13 protein-coding genes and 2 pseudogenes are annotated in these 13,737 nt (G+C 74.0%); 4 read left to right on the top strand and 11 right to left on the bottom strand.

Annotated elements, in window-relative coordinates:
- Positions 1–411: 411 nt before the first annotated feature.
- The 4 genes and pseudogenes from ACIP4Y_RS30795 to ACIP4Y_RS30780 form a co-directional block, all read right to left on the bottom strand.
- Positions 412–1,626, bottom strand: a pseudogene (locus tag ACIP4Y_RS30795) (DUF6777 domain-containing protein); the annotation flags it as partial.
- A gap of 118 nt (positions 1,627–1,744) precedes the next feature.
- Entirely contained in the window at positions 1,745–2,722 is a 978-nt protein-coding gene (locus tag ACIP4Y_RS30790; RefSeq protein WP_358644844.1) for a serine/threonine-protein kinase, read from the bottom strand.
- Positions 2,722–3,264, bottom strand: a complete 543-nt coding sequence (locus ACIP4Y_RS30785; RefSeq protein ID WP_401398932.1) for a hypothetical protein — start codon at positions 3,262–3,264, stop codon at positions 2,722–2,724. Before ACIP4Y_RS30785 ends, ACIP4Y_RS30790 begins: the two co-directional genes overlap by 1 nt.
- A gap of 154 nt (positions 3,265–3,418) precedes the next feature.
- A complete protein-coding gene (locus ACIP4Y_RS30780; protein ID WP_401398931.1) occupies positions 3,419–3,829 on the bottom strand; it encodes a hypothetical protein in 411 nt (136 codons plus the stop codon).
- Between the two features lie 333 nt (positions 3,830–4,162).
- Here ACIP4Y_RS30780 and ACIP4Y_RS30775 point away from each other — a divergent pair, with 333 nt between their 5' ends.
- Positions 4,163–4,546 (top strand): nuclear transport factor 2 family protein, encoded by a 384-nt coding sequence (locus tag ACIP4Y_RS30775; RefSeq protein ID WP_401398930.1) that lies wholly within the window; start codon positions 4,163–4,165, stop codon positions 4,544–4,546.
- A 31-nt stretch (positions 4,547–4,577) separates the two neighbouring features.
- On the opposite strand, the gene mgrA is transcribed toward ACIP4Y_RS30775, so the two are convergent.
- Positions 4,578–5,570: an L-glyceraldehyde 3-phosphate reductase gene (gene mgrA / locus ACIP4Y_RS30770; protein WP_401398929.1), complete on the bottom strand. Its 993-nt coding sequence runs from the start codon at positions 5,568–5,570 to the stop codon at positions 4,578–4,580.
- A gap of 111 nt (positions 5,571–5,681) precedes the next feature.
- On the opposite strand from mgrA, the gene ACIP4Y_RS30765 reads away from it, so the two are divergent.
- The 3 genes from ACIP4Y_RS30765 (at position 5,682) to ACIP4Y_RS30755 (ending at position 8,707) form a co-directional block, all read left to right on the top strand.
- Positions 5,682–6,596: a LysR substrate-binding domain-containing protein gene (locus ACIP4Y_RS30765; RefSeq protein WP_358644835.1), complete on the top strand. Its 915-nt coding sequence runs from the start codon at positions 5,682–5,684 to the stop codon at positions 6,594–6,596.
- A 67-nt stretch (positions 6,597–6,663) separates the two neighbouring features.
- Positions 6,664–8,163 carry a carotenoid oxygenase family protein gene (locus ACIP4Y_RS30760; RefSeq protein WP_401398928.1) on the top strand — a complete coding sequence of 500 codons (1,500 nt, stop codon included), beginning with the start codon at positions 6,664–6,666 and terminating at the stop codon, positions 8,161–8,163.
- Between the two features lie 28 nt (positions 8,164–8,191).
- The gene (locus ACIP4Y_RS30755) at positions 8,192–8,707 is read left to right on the top strand and encodes a DinB family protein (protein WP_401398927.1); all 516 of its coding nucleotides are present in this window, start codon (positions 8,192–8,194) and stop codon (positions 8,705–8,707) included.
- On the opposite strand, the gene ACIP4Y_RS30750 is transcribed toward ACIP4Y_RS30755, so the two are convergent.
- The 6 genes and pseudogenes from ACIP4Y_RS30750 to ACIP4Y_RS30725 form a co-directional block, all read right to left on the bottom strand.
- Positions 8,689–9,768, bottom strand: a complete 1,080-nt coding sequence (locus tag ACIP4Y_RS30750; protein ID WP_358644829.1) for an adenosine deaminase — start codon at positions 9,766–9,768, stop codon at positions 8,689–8,691. The two genes, ACIP4Y_RS30755 and ACIP4Y_RS30750, sit on opposite strands and share 19 nt — an antisense overlap.
- 36 nt (positions 9,769–9,804) lie before the next feature.
- On the bottom strand, positions 9,805–10,197 hold the full coding sequence (locus ACIP4Y_RS30745) for a VOC family protein (protein ID WP_401398926.1): 393 nt from the start codon (positions 10,195–10,197) through the stop codon (positions 9,805–9,807).
- A 1,073-nt stretch (positions 10,198–11,270) separates the two neighbouring features.
- Entirely contained in the window at positions 11,271–12,197 is a 927-nt protein-coding gene (locus ACIP4Y_RS30740) for a M48 family metalloprotease (protein WP_401398925.1), read from the bottom strand.
- Positions 12,194–12,574, bottom strand: a complete 381-nt coding sequence (locus ACIP4Y_RS30735; RefSeq protein WP_401398924.1) for a BlaI/MecI/CopY family transcriptional regulator — start codon at positions 12,572–12,574, stop codon at positions 12,194–12,196. The genes ACIP4Y_RS30740 and ACIP4Y_RS30735 overlap by 4 nt, the downstream gene beginning before the upstream one ends.
- A gap of 133 nt (positions 12,575–12,707) precedes the next feature.
- Complete coding sequence (locus ACIP4Y_RS30730) at positions 12,708–13,613, bottom strand: aldo/keto reductase (RefSeq protein ID WP_401398923.1); 906 nt, start codon at positions 13,611–13,613, stop codon at positions 12,708–12,710.
- A gap of 34 nt (positions 13,614–13,647) precedes the next feature.
- A pseudogene (locus tag ACIP4Y_RS30725) lies at positions 13,648–13,737 on the bottom strand (chitinase); the annotation flags it as partial.

Below are 13,737 nucleotides of genomic sequence, written 5' to 3'. Positions count from 1 at the left end.
GTCCTGCTGCTGCGGCGCCTGGGACTGTTCGCCGGTCTGCGGGGCCGCCGTCTCGGTGGCGGCCGGCGCGGACGCCTGCGAGGACGGGGGCGTGATGGACGGCCTCTCCGTCGTCGGCGATCCCGCCGACGGAGCCGACGTCTCGGCGGACGAGGGCTGGGCCGACGGGGTCTCGCTGGCCGGAGTCCTGGACTCCGGGCTCTTCTCGCTCGACGGTGCGCTGGTCTCCGGCGACGAGGGGGCGGTCGACTTCGGCTCGGAGGGCGAGGACGACTCGGAGGACGGCGAAGACGACTTCTCGGAGGGCGACGAGGACTCTTCCGAGGGCGACGAGGACTTCGACTCGGACGGCGAGGACGATTCCGAGGACGGCGAGGACGACTTCGACGACGGTGACGAGGACTCCGACGACGGCGAGGACGACTTCGAAGAGGGCGACGACGACTCGGACGACGACGAAGAGGACGACGGGGACGTCGAACCCGACGAGGACGAGGGCGCCGAGGGGGACGTCGAGGGGCTGACGCTGGGCGACGTCGGCGGGCAGGGCGACCCGGAGCCCTTCCCGGTCACGCACGGCACCGGCACCCACGGGTGCGTGTTCTTCGGCGGCTCGCCGCGCTGGTCGTGCCGGCCGCTGTCGTCGCCGCGGTGGCGGTGCAGCCACTCGTGGTGGTGGGAGTCGTAGATCACGAAAACCTTGACGATCACAGGGGCGGGCTGCACCACGACGACGTTCGTGGGCTGGTACGAGGACCAGCGCTGGCCGACCACCCGCGGGGCGGTGTGCTGGGCGACCGGCTCCTTCAGTGGGTTGCCGCAGGCGCAGCGCAGCCGGGGCACGCCGTGTCCGTCGATCAGGACCGCGGTACCGCTCTGCAGGACGGACTGGTAGCTCGTGGCACCGCCGTCACGGTACCCGTGGTTGGTGACGCGGGTGTCGGCGCGCAGCTGCACCGAGGTGAGGGAACGGAGGTAGGAGCCGACGCCGGTGGGCTGGATGCCGATCGACGAGGCGAACGCCCGGTTCTTGCTCGGGTCGGCCTGCAGGGCCCTGATCTGCCTCTCGACGTCACAGCTGGCCGTCCTGCGGACGCCGCTGTACAGGCCGGGCGCCCCGCCCTGCACGCTGCGGACCTCGGTAGGGCCGGTCGGCGGAGGGGCGACGGGGTTGGTCCGCCCCGGCGAGGTGGTGCCCCTTCCGGGGGGCGTGGTGCCCTTGCCGGGGGGCGTGGTGCCCTTGCCGGGCGAGGTCGTCGTCTTCCCGGGCGAGGTGCTCGTCTTGCCCGGCGCGCTCGGGGTGGTGCCTTCTTTCGCGGTCGACTCCGTGAACGGGTCCTGGCCGGTGCTGTTGGCGGCCTCCAGGAAGACCTCGCCGCGCGCGGCGGATCCGCCGCCGCCCGGACGGGTGAAGAACACCCCGAGGACCACGGCGGCGAGCAGGGCCGCGGTGAGTGCCGCCACCCGGGGCACCGACTTCCACCACGGGCCGTGCGGCTCCTTGCCGCCGAAGCCGCCGGGCGGCGGCTGCGAGGGTGGCGGGCCGGCGGGCGGCCGGGAGGAGCCCGACAGCGGGCCGGAGGGCGGCCCGGTGGGACGGCCGGAGGACGGAGGTTCGACGCTCACGAGTCCTACTTCCCGTCGCGCACGTACTCCTCGTTGCGATGCGTTCCCGTCGCGATGCGCGGCTTCAGTCAGACAATTCCGTTAAACGCTTTTTGGTGCATTTGGCTACACATTGACACTATTGTGTGCCGAAAAGCTGCGCCGCCCGCAAGCCGAGCACCGGGGCGGCCCAGCCCGGGGGCCGGGGCACGGGTTCCGGCCGGCCGGCCGCGGGTCCGGCGGTCAGGGCCGCGCGCAGGGCGGCGACGAAGGCGAGGCAGGTGTCGTGGCGGGCGTCGGGGCTCTTGGCCAGGGCCTTGGCGAAGACCGGGTCGACGGCCGGGGCGAGACCGGCGCGGGCCCCGCTCGGCGGGGGCGGCTCGTCGTACTGGTGGGCCCACAGCAGGGCCATGTCGTCCTCACGCTGGAACGGGGGGCGGCCGGTGAGGGTCTCGTAGACGACGCAGGACAGGCCGTACACGTCGCAGCGGCCGTCGACGGGGCGGCCGGAGATCTGCTCGGGGGCCACGTAGTCGAGGGTGCCGACGAACTGCCCGACGCTGGTGAACCCGGTCAGGGACAGCGACTTCTTGGTGAGCCCGAAGTCGGTGAGGTACACGTGCTCGGGGTGGTCGCTGTCGGTGCCCTCGGCGACCAGGATGTTGCCGGGCTTGACGTCCCGGTGGACCAGGCCGTGCTCGTGGGCGGCGTCCAGGGCGGAGGCCACCTGGGCGGCGATCCGCACCGCGTCCGGCGGCGGCAGCGGACCGCGCACGTCGAGCAGGTGGCGCAGGTCGCTGCCGGAGACGTACCGCATGGCGATGTAGAGCACCCCGTCGGTCTCGCCGGCCTCGAAGACCGGGACGATGTGCGGGTGGTCGATCGCCGCGGCCACCTGGGACTCGTGGGTGAACCGCTTGCGGAAGGTGTCGTTGCGGGCGAGCTCCGGGGCGAGCAGTTTCAGCGCGACCGTACGGTCCAGGCGCACGTCGTGGGCGCGGTAGACGACCGCCATGCCACCGCGCCCGATCTCGCTCTCGATCAGGTAGCCCGCCACCTGCCGGCCGACCAGTTCCGCCGAGGGACGGCCCGCGAACAGGCTGGTCTCGCCGGCCATCAGCGCTCACCCTCGGGCGCGACGAGCCGGGTCGGGGCGCGCCCGGTGTCGTCCACCCCGTCCACCGACCGGTCGGTGGCGTAGGTGCTCAGCCGCCGTCCGTCGCCGTACAGCCACCGCCCCTCCTGCGCGTCGTACAGCCACATGGACGCGCCGTCGACTACGAGCCCGATGCGCAGCCCCTGGGTACGGGCCTCGAAGGCCTCGCCGTCCAGCCCGCCGGCCGCCAGGTCCTCCACGGCTGCCCGGTAGTCGGCCAGCGCCTGCTCGGCCCGCACCAGCAGGGGGCGCGGATCGGCGGTGCCGTCGGGTTCGCCGCCGGCGGGCGGGTCGTCGGGTACGGCGACGAGGAGTCGGCCGTCGACCCAGGCGGCCCAGCCGTTGGCGCAGCGGATGTACCCCCAGTCGCCGCGCCGCTCCACGAGCTGCACCGGCAGCAGCGGGTCCAGGGGCACGGTGGGCCGCGCCGGGTCCGGGGCCTCCCAGGCGGGCAGGCCGTGCGGCGGGACGACGTGCGTGGGCCGGAAGCCGGAGGCGGTCATCGCCCGCCCGCCTCCGCGTCGGGACCGGCTCGCACCGGCGCGGCGGCCGGGCGGCCGCGCACCCCGGGAGTACGGACGGCATCACCAGCACGCATGCCGGAATTCTACCGATTCGTTCACCTGTGCGCTCCGCCCGGCGGGCGCGGGCGGCCGGTCAGGCGACGGGGACGACGAGGGCCGGGACGGTCCGCTGCATGCGCAGCGCGTCGACGGACTCCGCGAGCAGTTCGTACTCGGTGGTGTCGTCGCCGGTCGCGATCCGGACCAGCCGGCCGGCGGCCAACTCGTCGGCGACGAGATCCTGCTGGTCGGGGTCGCCGCACCAGGCGCGCAGCACGGTCGGCACGTCGGGCACGGTGTCGGCGACCGGGACGAGCGAGCTGGGCGGGAAGTGCTCCGCCTCGGGCTGCGGGTCGAGGCGGTCGGCGATCCAGTTCGCCCGGTCGCGCAGCCACCACAGGGCGAGGGCCAGGGTGGGCGCCCGATAGGTCCCCAGGGGTACTCCGATGCGCCGGCCGCCGCAGGTGCCGTACGCGGTGACATGGCACAGGAACTCGTCGTGCATGCGCACTCCCCGTCGCGTCGTTCGCCTGCCGGCGGGCCTCGCTTTCGGTGCGGCTCATGTGCGGTGCGTGAGGGGAACCTCGCTGGAAGTGAAGTCCTCACAGTCGAGTATGTTCACTGCTGAATCACTGTCACCATGTCTTTCCGGCCAGTCTCTTGGCATATTCCGTGCCCGTTCTGGCCGGAATATGACGGGCCGTACGGCCGTACGGGCATGACCCCGGAGGTAATCGACCCGGCCACCCCTCCTCCCGCATGGTGGTCACACCGGATCGGCGCCACCGCGAGCCGGACCCTGACCAGCACAGACGACCTCGATGGAGGATGCTTCGCCATGGCCGTACACACCGACCGTTACGAGAACGCCGCCGCCCGTTACTTCGAGGCCTGGAACGCCACCGGGCCGGAGGCCGTCGAGAAGGCCGTCGCCGCCGCGTGGACCGCGGACGGCGGCTACACCGACCCCCTCGCGGACGTCCGCGGCCACGACGGGATCGCAGCCGTGATCGCGGCCGTCCACGAGCAGTTCCCGGGCTTCGTGTTCCGCCCGCTGGGCGCGGTCGACGGGCACCACGACACCGCGCGCTTCGGCTGGGAGCTGGTGAACCCGTCCGACGGCTCGGCGCCGGTGGCCGGGTTCGACGTGGTCACGCTGGACGGCGAGGGGCGCATCCGGCAGGTGCTGGGATTCCTGGACCGGGTGCCGGCGGGCGCCTGACCCGGCCCTCCCCTCGTCCGCCTGTGCGGCGCTACGGCCGGACGATCGCGTCGATCCGTGCCAGCTCCCCGGCGTCGAAGTCCAGGTTGCGGATGGCCGCGACGCTGTCCTCCAGCTGCCGCGCGCTGCTCGCACCGACCAGGGCGGAGGTCACCCGGCCGCCGCGGAGCACCCAGGCGAGGGCGAGCTGGGCCAGGGTCTGGCCGCGGGACTTCGCGATCTCGTCCAGCGCGCGCAGCCGGGCGACCAGGTCCTCGGTGACCGCGTCCGAGTTCAGGAACGGGCTGTCGCTCGCCGCCCGCGAGTCCTCGGGGATGCCGTCGAGGTAGCGGCCGGTGAGCAGGCCCTGCTCCAGCGGGGAGTACACGATGGAGCCGACCTGGAGTTCGTCCAGGGTGTCGAGCAAACCCTGGTCCTCGGGGCGCCGGTCGAGCATCGAGTAGCGCGGCTGGTGGATGAGGAGCGGGGTGCCCAGTTCGCCGAGGATGCGGGCGGCCTCGCGGGTCTGCTCGGCGGAGTAGTTGGAGACGCCGACGTAGAGGGCCTTGCCCCGCTGCACCGCCGTGTGCAGGGCGCCCATCGTCTCCTCCAGGGGAGTGTCCGGGTCGAAGCGGTGCGAGTAGAAGATGTCGACGTAGTCCAGGCCCATCCGCTGCAGGCTCTGGTCGAGCGAGGACAGCAGGTGCTTGCGCGAGCCCCATTCGCCGTACGGGCCCGGCCACATCAGATAGCCGGCCTTGGTGGAGATCACCAGCTCGTCCCGGTGGCGGCCGAGGTCCGCCTTCAGCGCCTCGCCGAAGGCGGACTCGGCGGCGCCGGGCGGCGGGCCGTAGTTGTTGGCCAGGTCGAAGTGGGTCACGCCGAGGTCGAAGGCGCGGCGCAGGATGGCCCGCTGGGTCTCGACGGGCCGGTCGGGTCCGAAGTTGTGCCACAGGCCGAGCGACAGGGCGGGCAGTTTCAGGCCGCTGCGTCCGGTCCGCCGGTAGGGCATGTCGGCATAGCGGTCGGGGTGTGCGGTGTACAACGGGACTCCAGAGGGGTGGGCACACGATCTACCGGTTCCACTCTTCCCCGCACGGCCGGCAGCGGTCCAACAGGAGAATCCGATGAGATTCAGCGGCTAGGCTTCTCAATCATGGAACTGCGCCATCTCCAGCACTTCGTCGCGGTCGCCGAGGACCAGCACTTCACCCGGGCCGCCGAGCGCCTGATGGTGTCCCAGTCGGGCCTGTCGGCGTCCATCCGGGCGCTGGAGCGGGAGCTGCGGGCGCCGCTGTTCGTGCGGACCACCCGCAGGGTGACGCTCACCGAGGCGGGGCGGGCACTGCTGGTGGAGGCCGAGCGGATCCTGGCACAGGTGCGCTCCGCGCACGAGGCGGTGGCCGCGGTGCAGGGCGTGCTGCGGGGCACGCTGGCCCTCGGCACCGAGCAGTGCATCGCCGGGGTGCAGGTGGCCCGGCTGCTGGCGGCCTTCCGGGGGCGGCACCCGGATGTGGAGATCCGGCTGCGGCAGGCCGGCTCGGGCGCGCTGGCCGAGGAGGTCGCGGCCGGGCGGCTCGACCTGGCCTTCGCCTACCGCACCCAGGCCGACACCGACCAGCTGCGTTCGGTGGCGCTGACGAGCGAGCCGATGACCGTGCTGTGCCACCCCAGCCACCGGCTGGCGGCGGCCCCGGCCGTGCTCGGCCCGGACGACCTGGCCGGGGAGGTCTTCGTGGACTTCCACCCCGACTGGGGTCCGCGCCGCACCACCGACGCCGCGTTCGCCGCGGCCGGTGTCCGGCGCACGGTCGCCCTGGAGGTCAACGACGTGCACAGCCTGCTGGACCTGGTGGACGAGAACCTGGGGATCGCCGTCGTACCCCGGCACTTCCGGCACAAGCGGCCGGCGCTCGCGGCGCTCCCGCTGAAGGGCGTGGGCGAGGCGGAGTACGAGACGGTCGCCCTGCTGCCGCCGGACCGGGCCACGAGTCCGGCCGCCCGGGCGCTCGTCACCCTGCTCGAAACAGGGGGCCTGACACCACCCCGGGACGGGGCCCAGCCCTCCTGATTCCGGCCGTCCGCCGCCGCAGACTCATGACCGTCAGCCACGCCGACGACGGTCAGGAGCACCCACGATGGCAGAACACACCCGGCGGACCGTGCTGCGCGGCACGGCCGGACTCGCGGCGGCGGGCACACTCGCCGGTACGGCCGGCCGGCCGGCGGCGGCCCAGGGCGGCATCGCACCGGCGCCCCCTCACTTGCCCTTCCTCGAGGGCGCGTTCGCACCGGTCACGGAGGAACTGACCGCGTACGACCTGCCGGTCACCGGCCGCATACCGCGCGAGCTGAACGGCCGCCTGCTGCGCAACGGGCCCAACGTGCTGGGCCTGGAGGATCCGCGGGCGCACCACTGGATGCTCGGCGAGGGCATGGTGCACGGGGTCCGGCTGCGCGACGGCAGGGCCGAGTGGTACCGCAACCGCTGGGTGCGGTCCTCGCAGGTCGCGCGGAAGCTCGGCGAGCCGTACCCGGGTCCGGTGCCGCCGGACGACTTCTCGTGCAACACCCACGTGATCCCGTACCGGGGCCGGATCCTCGCCCTCCAGGAGAGCGGCCCGCTGCCGTACGAACTCGACGGCGAGCTGAACACCGTCGGCACCTACGACTTCCGGGGCACCCTGGAGGGCGCGTTCACCGCGCACACCAAGTTCGACGCCCACGCCGGTGAGCTGCACGCCCTCGCCTACTACCCGGCCTGGGACCACATCCGGCACCTGGTGGTGGACCCGTCGGGCCGTGTCGCGCGCACCACGCGGATCCCGGTGCCGGACGCACCGATGGTCCACGACTTCGCGCTCACCGCGCGGCACGTGGTCGTCATCGACGTCCCGGTCACCTTCGACCCGGCGGCGGCGCGGCGCGGCGACCCGGTGCCGTACCTCTGGAATCCCCGGCATCCCGCCCGCGTGGGTGTCATGCCGCGCTCGGGCGGGCCGGTGCGCTGGTCCGCGATCGACCCGGTGTTCTTCTCGCACACCCTCAACGCCTACGACGAAGGGGCGTCGGTGGTGGTCGACCTGACGACGTATCCGGCGCCGTTCGAGGTCGCCGGGCGCGGCTCGGGCGGGCCGTACGCGGTGGGCACCCCGCGGCTGGAACGCTGGACCGTGGATCCGGACCGGGGCCGGGTACGGCAGCGGGTGCTGGACGACCGGCCGCAGGAATTCCCGCGCGTGAACGAGGCGTTGGTGTCCCGGCGGCACCGCTACGGCTACTCGGCGGCCTGCGCCGAGTTCACGCTGGCGTACCTCTCCCCCGACGCGAATCCGCCCGACCGCGCCTTCTCCAACGCGCTGATCAAGCACGACCTGCTGCGCGGCACCACCCGGCTGCACCGGCTGCCCCGGGGCGCGGCGGCCGGCGAGGCGGTGTTCGTGCCCCGGGATCCGGCGGACCACCGGGCCGCCGAGGACGACGGCTACGCACTCGCGTACGTCTACGATCCCGACCGCCGGGCGACCGACCTGGTGATCCTCGCGGCGCAGGACTTCACCGGCGAGCCGGTGGCGCGGGTGCATCTGCCCGGGCGGGTGCCCCTGGGCTTCCACGGAAGCTGGATTCCGGACGCGTGAGCGGCGGCGATTTGCGATGGTGGACGGTATGCATGCGAAGGACATCCTCATCGACGGCTACGGCCGCATCCAGGAAGAAGTCCATGCCGCCCTCGACGGACTCGGCCCGGACGAACTGCACCACCGCCCGGCCCCCGACGCCAACTCCATCGCCTGGCTGGTCTGGCACCTCACCCGGGTGCAGGACGACCACATCGCCGACGCGTTCGAACTCGACCAGGTGTGGCTCTCCCAGGGCTGGGAGAAGCGGTTCGGCCTCGGCCTGCCCCGGCACGACACCGGTTACGGGCACACCCCCGCCAAGGTCGCGAAGGTGCGGGTCGAGTCGGCGGACCTGCTGACCGGGTACTACGACGCCGTCCACAAGCAGACCCTCGGTGCCCTGCGCTCGCTGGCCGCCAAGGATCTGGAACGCATCGTGGACGAGCGCTGGGATCCCCCGGTGTCGCTGGGGGTCCGCCTGGTGAGCGTCCTGTCCGACGACTTTCAGCACATCGGACAGGCCGCCTACCTGAGGGGGCTGCTTCAGAGCGCGGCCGCGTAACCCGGCAGGACCACGTCCTCGATGAGGGCCTTGCGCTCGTCGAACGGGATGAACGCGCTCTTGACGGCGTTCACCGTGACCGTGCGCAGGTCCTCGACGGTCCAGCCGGCCTGCTCCACCAGCAGGGACATCTCGCGGGTCATCGTCGTACCGGACACCAGCCGGTTGTCGGTGTTCAGGGTCACCCGGAAGCCCAGGTCCTTGAGGGCGGTGATCGGGTGCTCGGCGATCGACGTGGCGCAGCCCGTCTGCAGGTTGGAGGTGGGGCACATCTCCAGGGCGATACGGCGGTCGCGCACCCACGAGGCGAGGCGGCCGAGCTTGCCGGCCGCGAGGTCGGGGATGTCCTCGGTGAGGCGGACGCCGTGGCCGATGCGCTGGGCGCCGCACACCTGGAGGGCCTGGTGGATGCTGGGCAGGCCGTGGGCCTCGCCGGCGTGGATGGTGAAGGGGACGTTCTCGCGGCGCAGGTGCTCGAAGGCCGCGAGGTGGTCGGCGGGCGGGAAGCCGTCCTCGGCGCCGGCGATGTCGAAGCCGACGACCCCGGCGTCCCGGTAGGCGACGGCCAGGTCGGCGGCCTCGCGGACGCGGTCGAACATCCGCATGCCGCACAGCAGGGTGCCGACGCGGACCGGGGTGCCGGCCGCCGCGGCCTTGGCCATGCCGGCGGCGAGGCCCTCCTGGACGGTCTCCACGACCTCGCGCATCGTCAGCCCGCCGTTGGTGTTCAGCTCGGGCGCGTACCGCACCTCGGCGTAGACGACGCCGTCGGCGGCGAGGTCGAGGACGTACTCCTCGGCCGTGCGCAGCAGGCCCTCGCGGGTCTGCATGACGGCGAGGGTGTGCTCGAAGGTGGCGATGTAGCGGACCAGGTCGCCGGAGTTGGCGGCCTCCACGTACCAGGCGGCCAGCTCGTCGGGGTCGGTGGTGGGCAGGGTGTGGCCGACCGCGTCCGCGAGCTCGACGACGGTGGCGGGGCGCAGGCCGCCGTCGAGGTGGTCGTGCAGGACGGCCTTGGGGAGCCGGCGGAGGGTCTCGGTGTCGATGCGGGACGCGGTCATGGGCGTTTCGTTCCTCGGCAGGTGGTGCGGTGGTGGTCAGTGGCCGGCGGGCTGGAGCAGGTCCCAGCGGTTGCCGTACAGGTCCTGGAAGACGGCGACCGTGCCGTACGGCTCGTGGCGCGGCTCCTCCAGGAAGGTCACGCCGGCCGCGGTCATCCGGGCGTGGTCGCGGGCGAAGTCGTCGGTGTGCAGGAAGAAGCCGACGCGCCCGCCGGTCTGGTCCCCGACCCGGGATCGCTGGTCCGCGTCCTTGCCGCGGGCCAGCAGCAGACCGGTGCCCGAGCCGTCACCGGGCTCGACGACGACCCAGCGCGAGCCGTCGGGGCGCGGGGCATCCTCGACGAGACGGAAACCCAGGGCTTCCGTGTAGAAGCGGATGGCCTCGTCGTAGTCGTGCACGACGAGGGTGACCAGGGCGAGGCGACGCATGCTGACCTTCCGGGTGGGGCTGGTTAGCCGGTGAGGTTATACGTAAAACTCCCGGGATGCCAGTCCCGGTCTACGCGCGTCATGGAGGGGGCATCCGGGAGTGGGGGCGGGGGCGGGGGCTCCGCGGCACGGGGAGGCGGGGGGCCGTGCCGGAGGGGGTGCACCCGCCACAAGGGAGCGAGGCTCGCCGGTCTCGGGTGCGCGGGGCGTCCACGCTCGGCGGGCGGGGCGTCCGGGCTTGGCGGAGCGGGGCGTCCGGGCTTGGCGGAGCGGGGCGTCCGGGCTTGGCGGAGCGGGGCGTCCGGGCTTGGCGGAGCGGGGCTCCGGCCGTACGGGGCAGGGTGCCCCCAGCCACGGGCGGAGCGGGGCGTCCGGGCTTCGCGCAGCGGGGCTCTCCGGCTGTACGGGGCAGGGTGCCCCCAGCCACGGGCGGAGCGGGGCGTCCGGGCTTCGCGCAGCGCTGGGCGTCCGAGCTTCGCGGAGCGGGGCGTCCGGGCTTCGCTGAGCGGGCGCTCCGGCCGTACGGGGGCAGCGTGCCCCAGCCACGGGCGGAGCGGGGCGTCCGGGCTTAGCGGAGCGGGGCGTACGAGCTTCGCGCAGCGCTGGGCGTACGGACTTCGCGGAGCGCTGGGCGTACGGGCTCGGCGGAGCGGGCGCTCCGGTCGTACGAGAGCAGGGTGCCACCAGCCACCGGCGGAGCGGGCCCCGTCGTCACGGAACAGGGTGCCCCTCGCCTCGGTGAGCGGGCGTCACGATTCGCGGAGCGGGACTCTCCGGCCATGCAAGGGCAGGGTCTCCGCAGCCGCCGGCGCGGAAGGGGGTATCCAGCAGCGGCGGAGGAGCTGCGATTCCGGCCGTCACGGCCCGGGGCTCTCCCCCGGCCGGCCGTCACGGACCGGGGTTGTCCGGCCATCGCGGAGCTGCGGCTCCGCCTGTCGGGAAGCGGTTCCCAGCCGCCGGAGCACCGCTCGCCGCCAGCCGGCCGCGGCCCGCCCGGGGTGCGGCCCCGCGGGTCCGGGGCCTTCGGCGCCGGCCGGCGGCGCCGCGCCGCGCCCGCCCGGAGGGTGCTCCCGTCAGGGGCTTGTCTCTCCTTGGGCGACCTCCACCCGGTGGTGGACGTCGGCCGTTGCGGTGGCCGAGGCGACGCAGGACACGGTGGTGCAGGTGGCGAGGAGCGTGGCCACGGCGCGGCCTGCTCGGGGGCGAGGGGGCCGGGCCAGCAGGGCCCGGACGCGTTGGGGAACGGGGCCGGTGGCGGCGCCGGGGGTGAAGCCGGGCCGGGCGGACCGCGCGGCGTGGCCGGCGAGGGCGGCGCGGGCGACGGCCCGGGCGGTCAGGCGGCGGTCGCCGACCGAGGCGGCGGCGGCCTCGTCGGCGGCGCGTTCGGCGGCGAGCCGTATCGTGTCGCGGACCCGGCGCAGCGCCGGATGGCAGTGCGCCGCGAGCTCGGCGGCGGCGAGGGCGACGTGGTGGCCCCCCGCGTTGTGCGCCCGCTCGTGCGCGAGCAGCGCCTCCCGCTCGGGCCCGTCCAGGCTGCGCAGCATCGCCGTGGTGACGACCACCCGGTGCGGGCGCCCGGGCAGGGCGTAGGCGTCGGGCCGGTCCGAGTCCACCACGCACAGGTCGCCGGCGGCGGGTCGGCACGCGGCCTCGGCCCGGGCCGCCCGGTAGGCGCGGCTCTGGCGCAGTGCCGAGCGGACCAGCGTCGAGCAGGAGCCGGCGAGGGCGCCGGCCGAGGCGACGGCGGCCGGGACGACGAAGACGGCGGAGGCGGCGTGCAGCGGGTGGACCAGCTCGCCGAGCGCGGCGAAGAGCGGCAGCTCGAGCAGCCCGATGAGGACGAACGCGGCGAGCGCGGCCAGCGAGCAGCCGGCGAGGAGCACGGCACAACCGGTGACGGCCCACAGCGCGACGACCGGGGTCAGACGGCCCAGGGCCCGGCGGGCCAGGACCGGCAGGGCGCACGGCAGCAGCAGCGGGAGCAGCAGCAGGGCGGTCATCGGCCGTCGGCTTCGAGCAGGTCCCGCAGGACGCGTTCGTCGTCCGGGCTGAGCTGGGCGACGAAGCGGGCCAGCACGGTCTCCCGGTCGCCGTCCCGGTCCATCGCGCTGTGCATCCGGCGGGCGGTGAGACCATGGGCGTCCTGGACGTCCCGCGCGGGAGAGTAGGTGTAGCCGCGGCCCTGGCGGCGCCGGTCGAGGACCCCCTTGGCGTGCAGCCGGGTGAGGATCGTCGTCACCGTCGTACGGGCGAGGTCCACCCCCAGGCTCTGCTGGACCTGTCCGGGCGTCCGGGGCGTGCCGGCGGCCCAGAGGACGGCCATGACGCTCGCTTCGAGTTCGCCGGCCGGCCGGCGTTCGTCCTTGGCGTCGGTCATGGGAACGTCCCTCACCCCGTCCTCGTGTGGCGTCCGGCTCCGTCTACACGATGGTAGTCGCCCGGATCCGCTCCGCGGCCGCCGGCCGGGAGAGCCCGCGGACCGCCTGCCGGGCCCTGCCCGAACGCCTCCGTCAGTCGGTCCGCGTACGGGCCTCGCCGAGCCGTGTCAGTTCCTCGTCGGTGAGCCGCAGCGCACCGGCGGCGACGTTCTCGACCACGTGGTCGGGGTTGCCGGTGCCGGGGATGGCGAGGACGTGCGGGCCCTGGTGCAGCGTCCAGGCGATCCGGACCTGCGCGGGACTCGCGCCATGCGCCCGGGCGACGGAGAGCACCGCGTCGTCGTGGGCGGCCGTCGCACCGCGCTCCCCGCCCGCGCCGGCCACGGCGTAGAAGGGGACGAAGGCGATGCCCCGCTCCCCGCACAGCCGCAGGACGTCGTCGCCGACGGGATCGGGGCGGTCCACGGCGTACCGGTTCTGCACGCTCACCACGGGTGCGATCGCCAGCGCCTCGGCGAGGTGCCGGGGTTCGACGCCGGAGATCCCGAGGTGCCGGATCAGCCCCGCCTGCCGCAACTCGGCGAGGGCGCCGAAGTGTTCGGCGATGGAGTCCTGGTTCATCCGGCGCAGGTACACGACGTCGAGATGGTCCCGCCCGAGCTGGCGCAGGTTCTCCTCGACGTGTCCGCGCAGCTGGTCGGGCCGGGCGGAGGTGCCCCACTCGCCGTGGTGGTCCCGGTAGGGGCCGACCTTGGCGGCGACGACCAGGCCCTCGGGGTACGGGGAGAGCGCCGTGTTGATGAGTTCGTTGGCGGAACGCAGCGAGGAGAAGTAGAAGGCCGCCGTGTCGATGTGGTTCACGCCCAGCTCGACGGCCCGGCGCAGGACGGCGAGCGACCGTTCGCGGTCGCTCGGGGTGCCGAGGTGGAAGGCGGCGCTGCCCGTCAGCCGCATCGCGCCGAACCCGATGCGGTGGACGGGCAGTTCGCCGAGTTTCCAGGTGCCGGAGAAGTCCGCGGTGATCGGTTGTGCAGTCACCGGCGGAGTCTCGCACACGGCACCCGGCCGGGCGTCAGCAGTACAGGTTGCCGCCCGGGCTGACGCCGAGGATCTGGGTGAACCTCTGGTAGGCGTCGACGCGGCTCTGCACCTGCGCGGGGTT

This window comes from Streptomyces sp. NPDC088810 (assembly GCF_044750305.1).
GTDB lineage: Bacteria > Actinomycetota > Actinomycetes > Streptomycetales > Streptomycetaceae > Streptomyces.
Note: the sequence above shows the minus strand (reverse complement) of the source record. Positions and strands in the feature narration are given on the sequence as shown.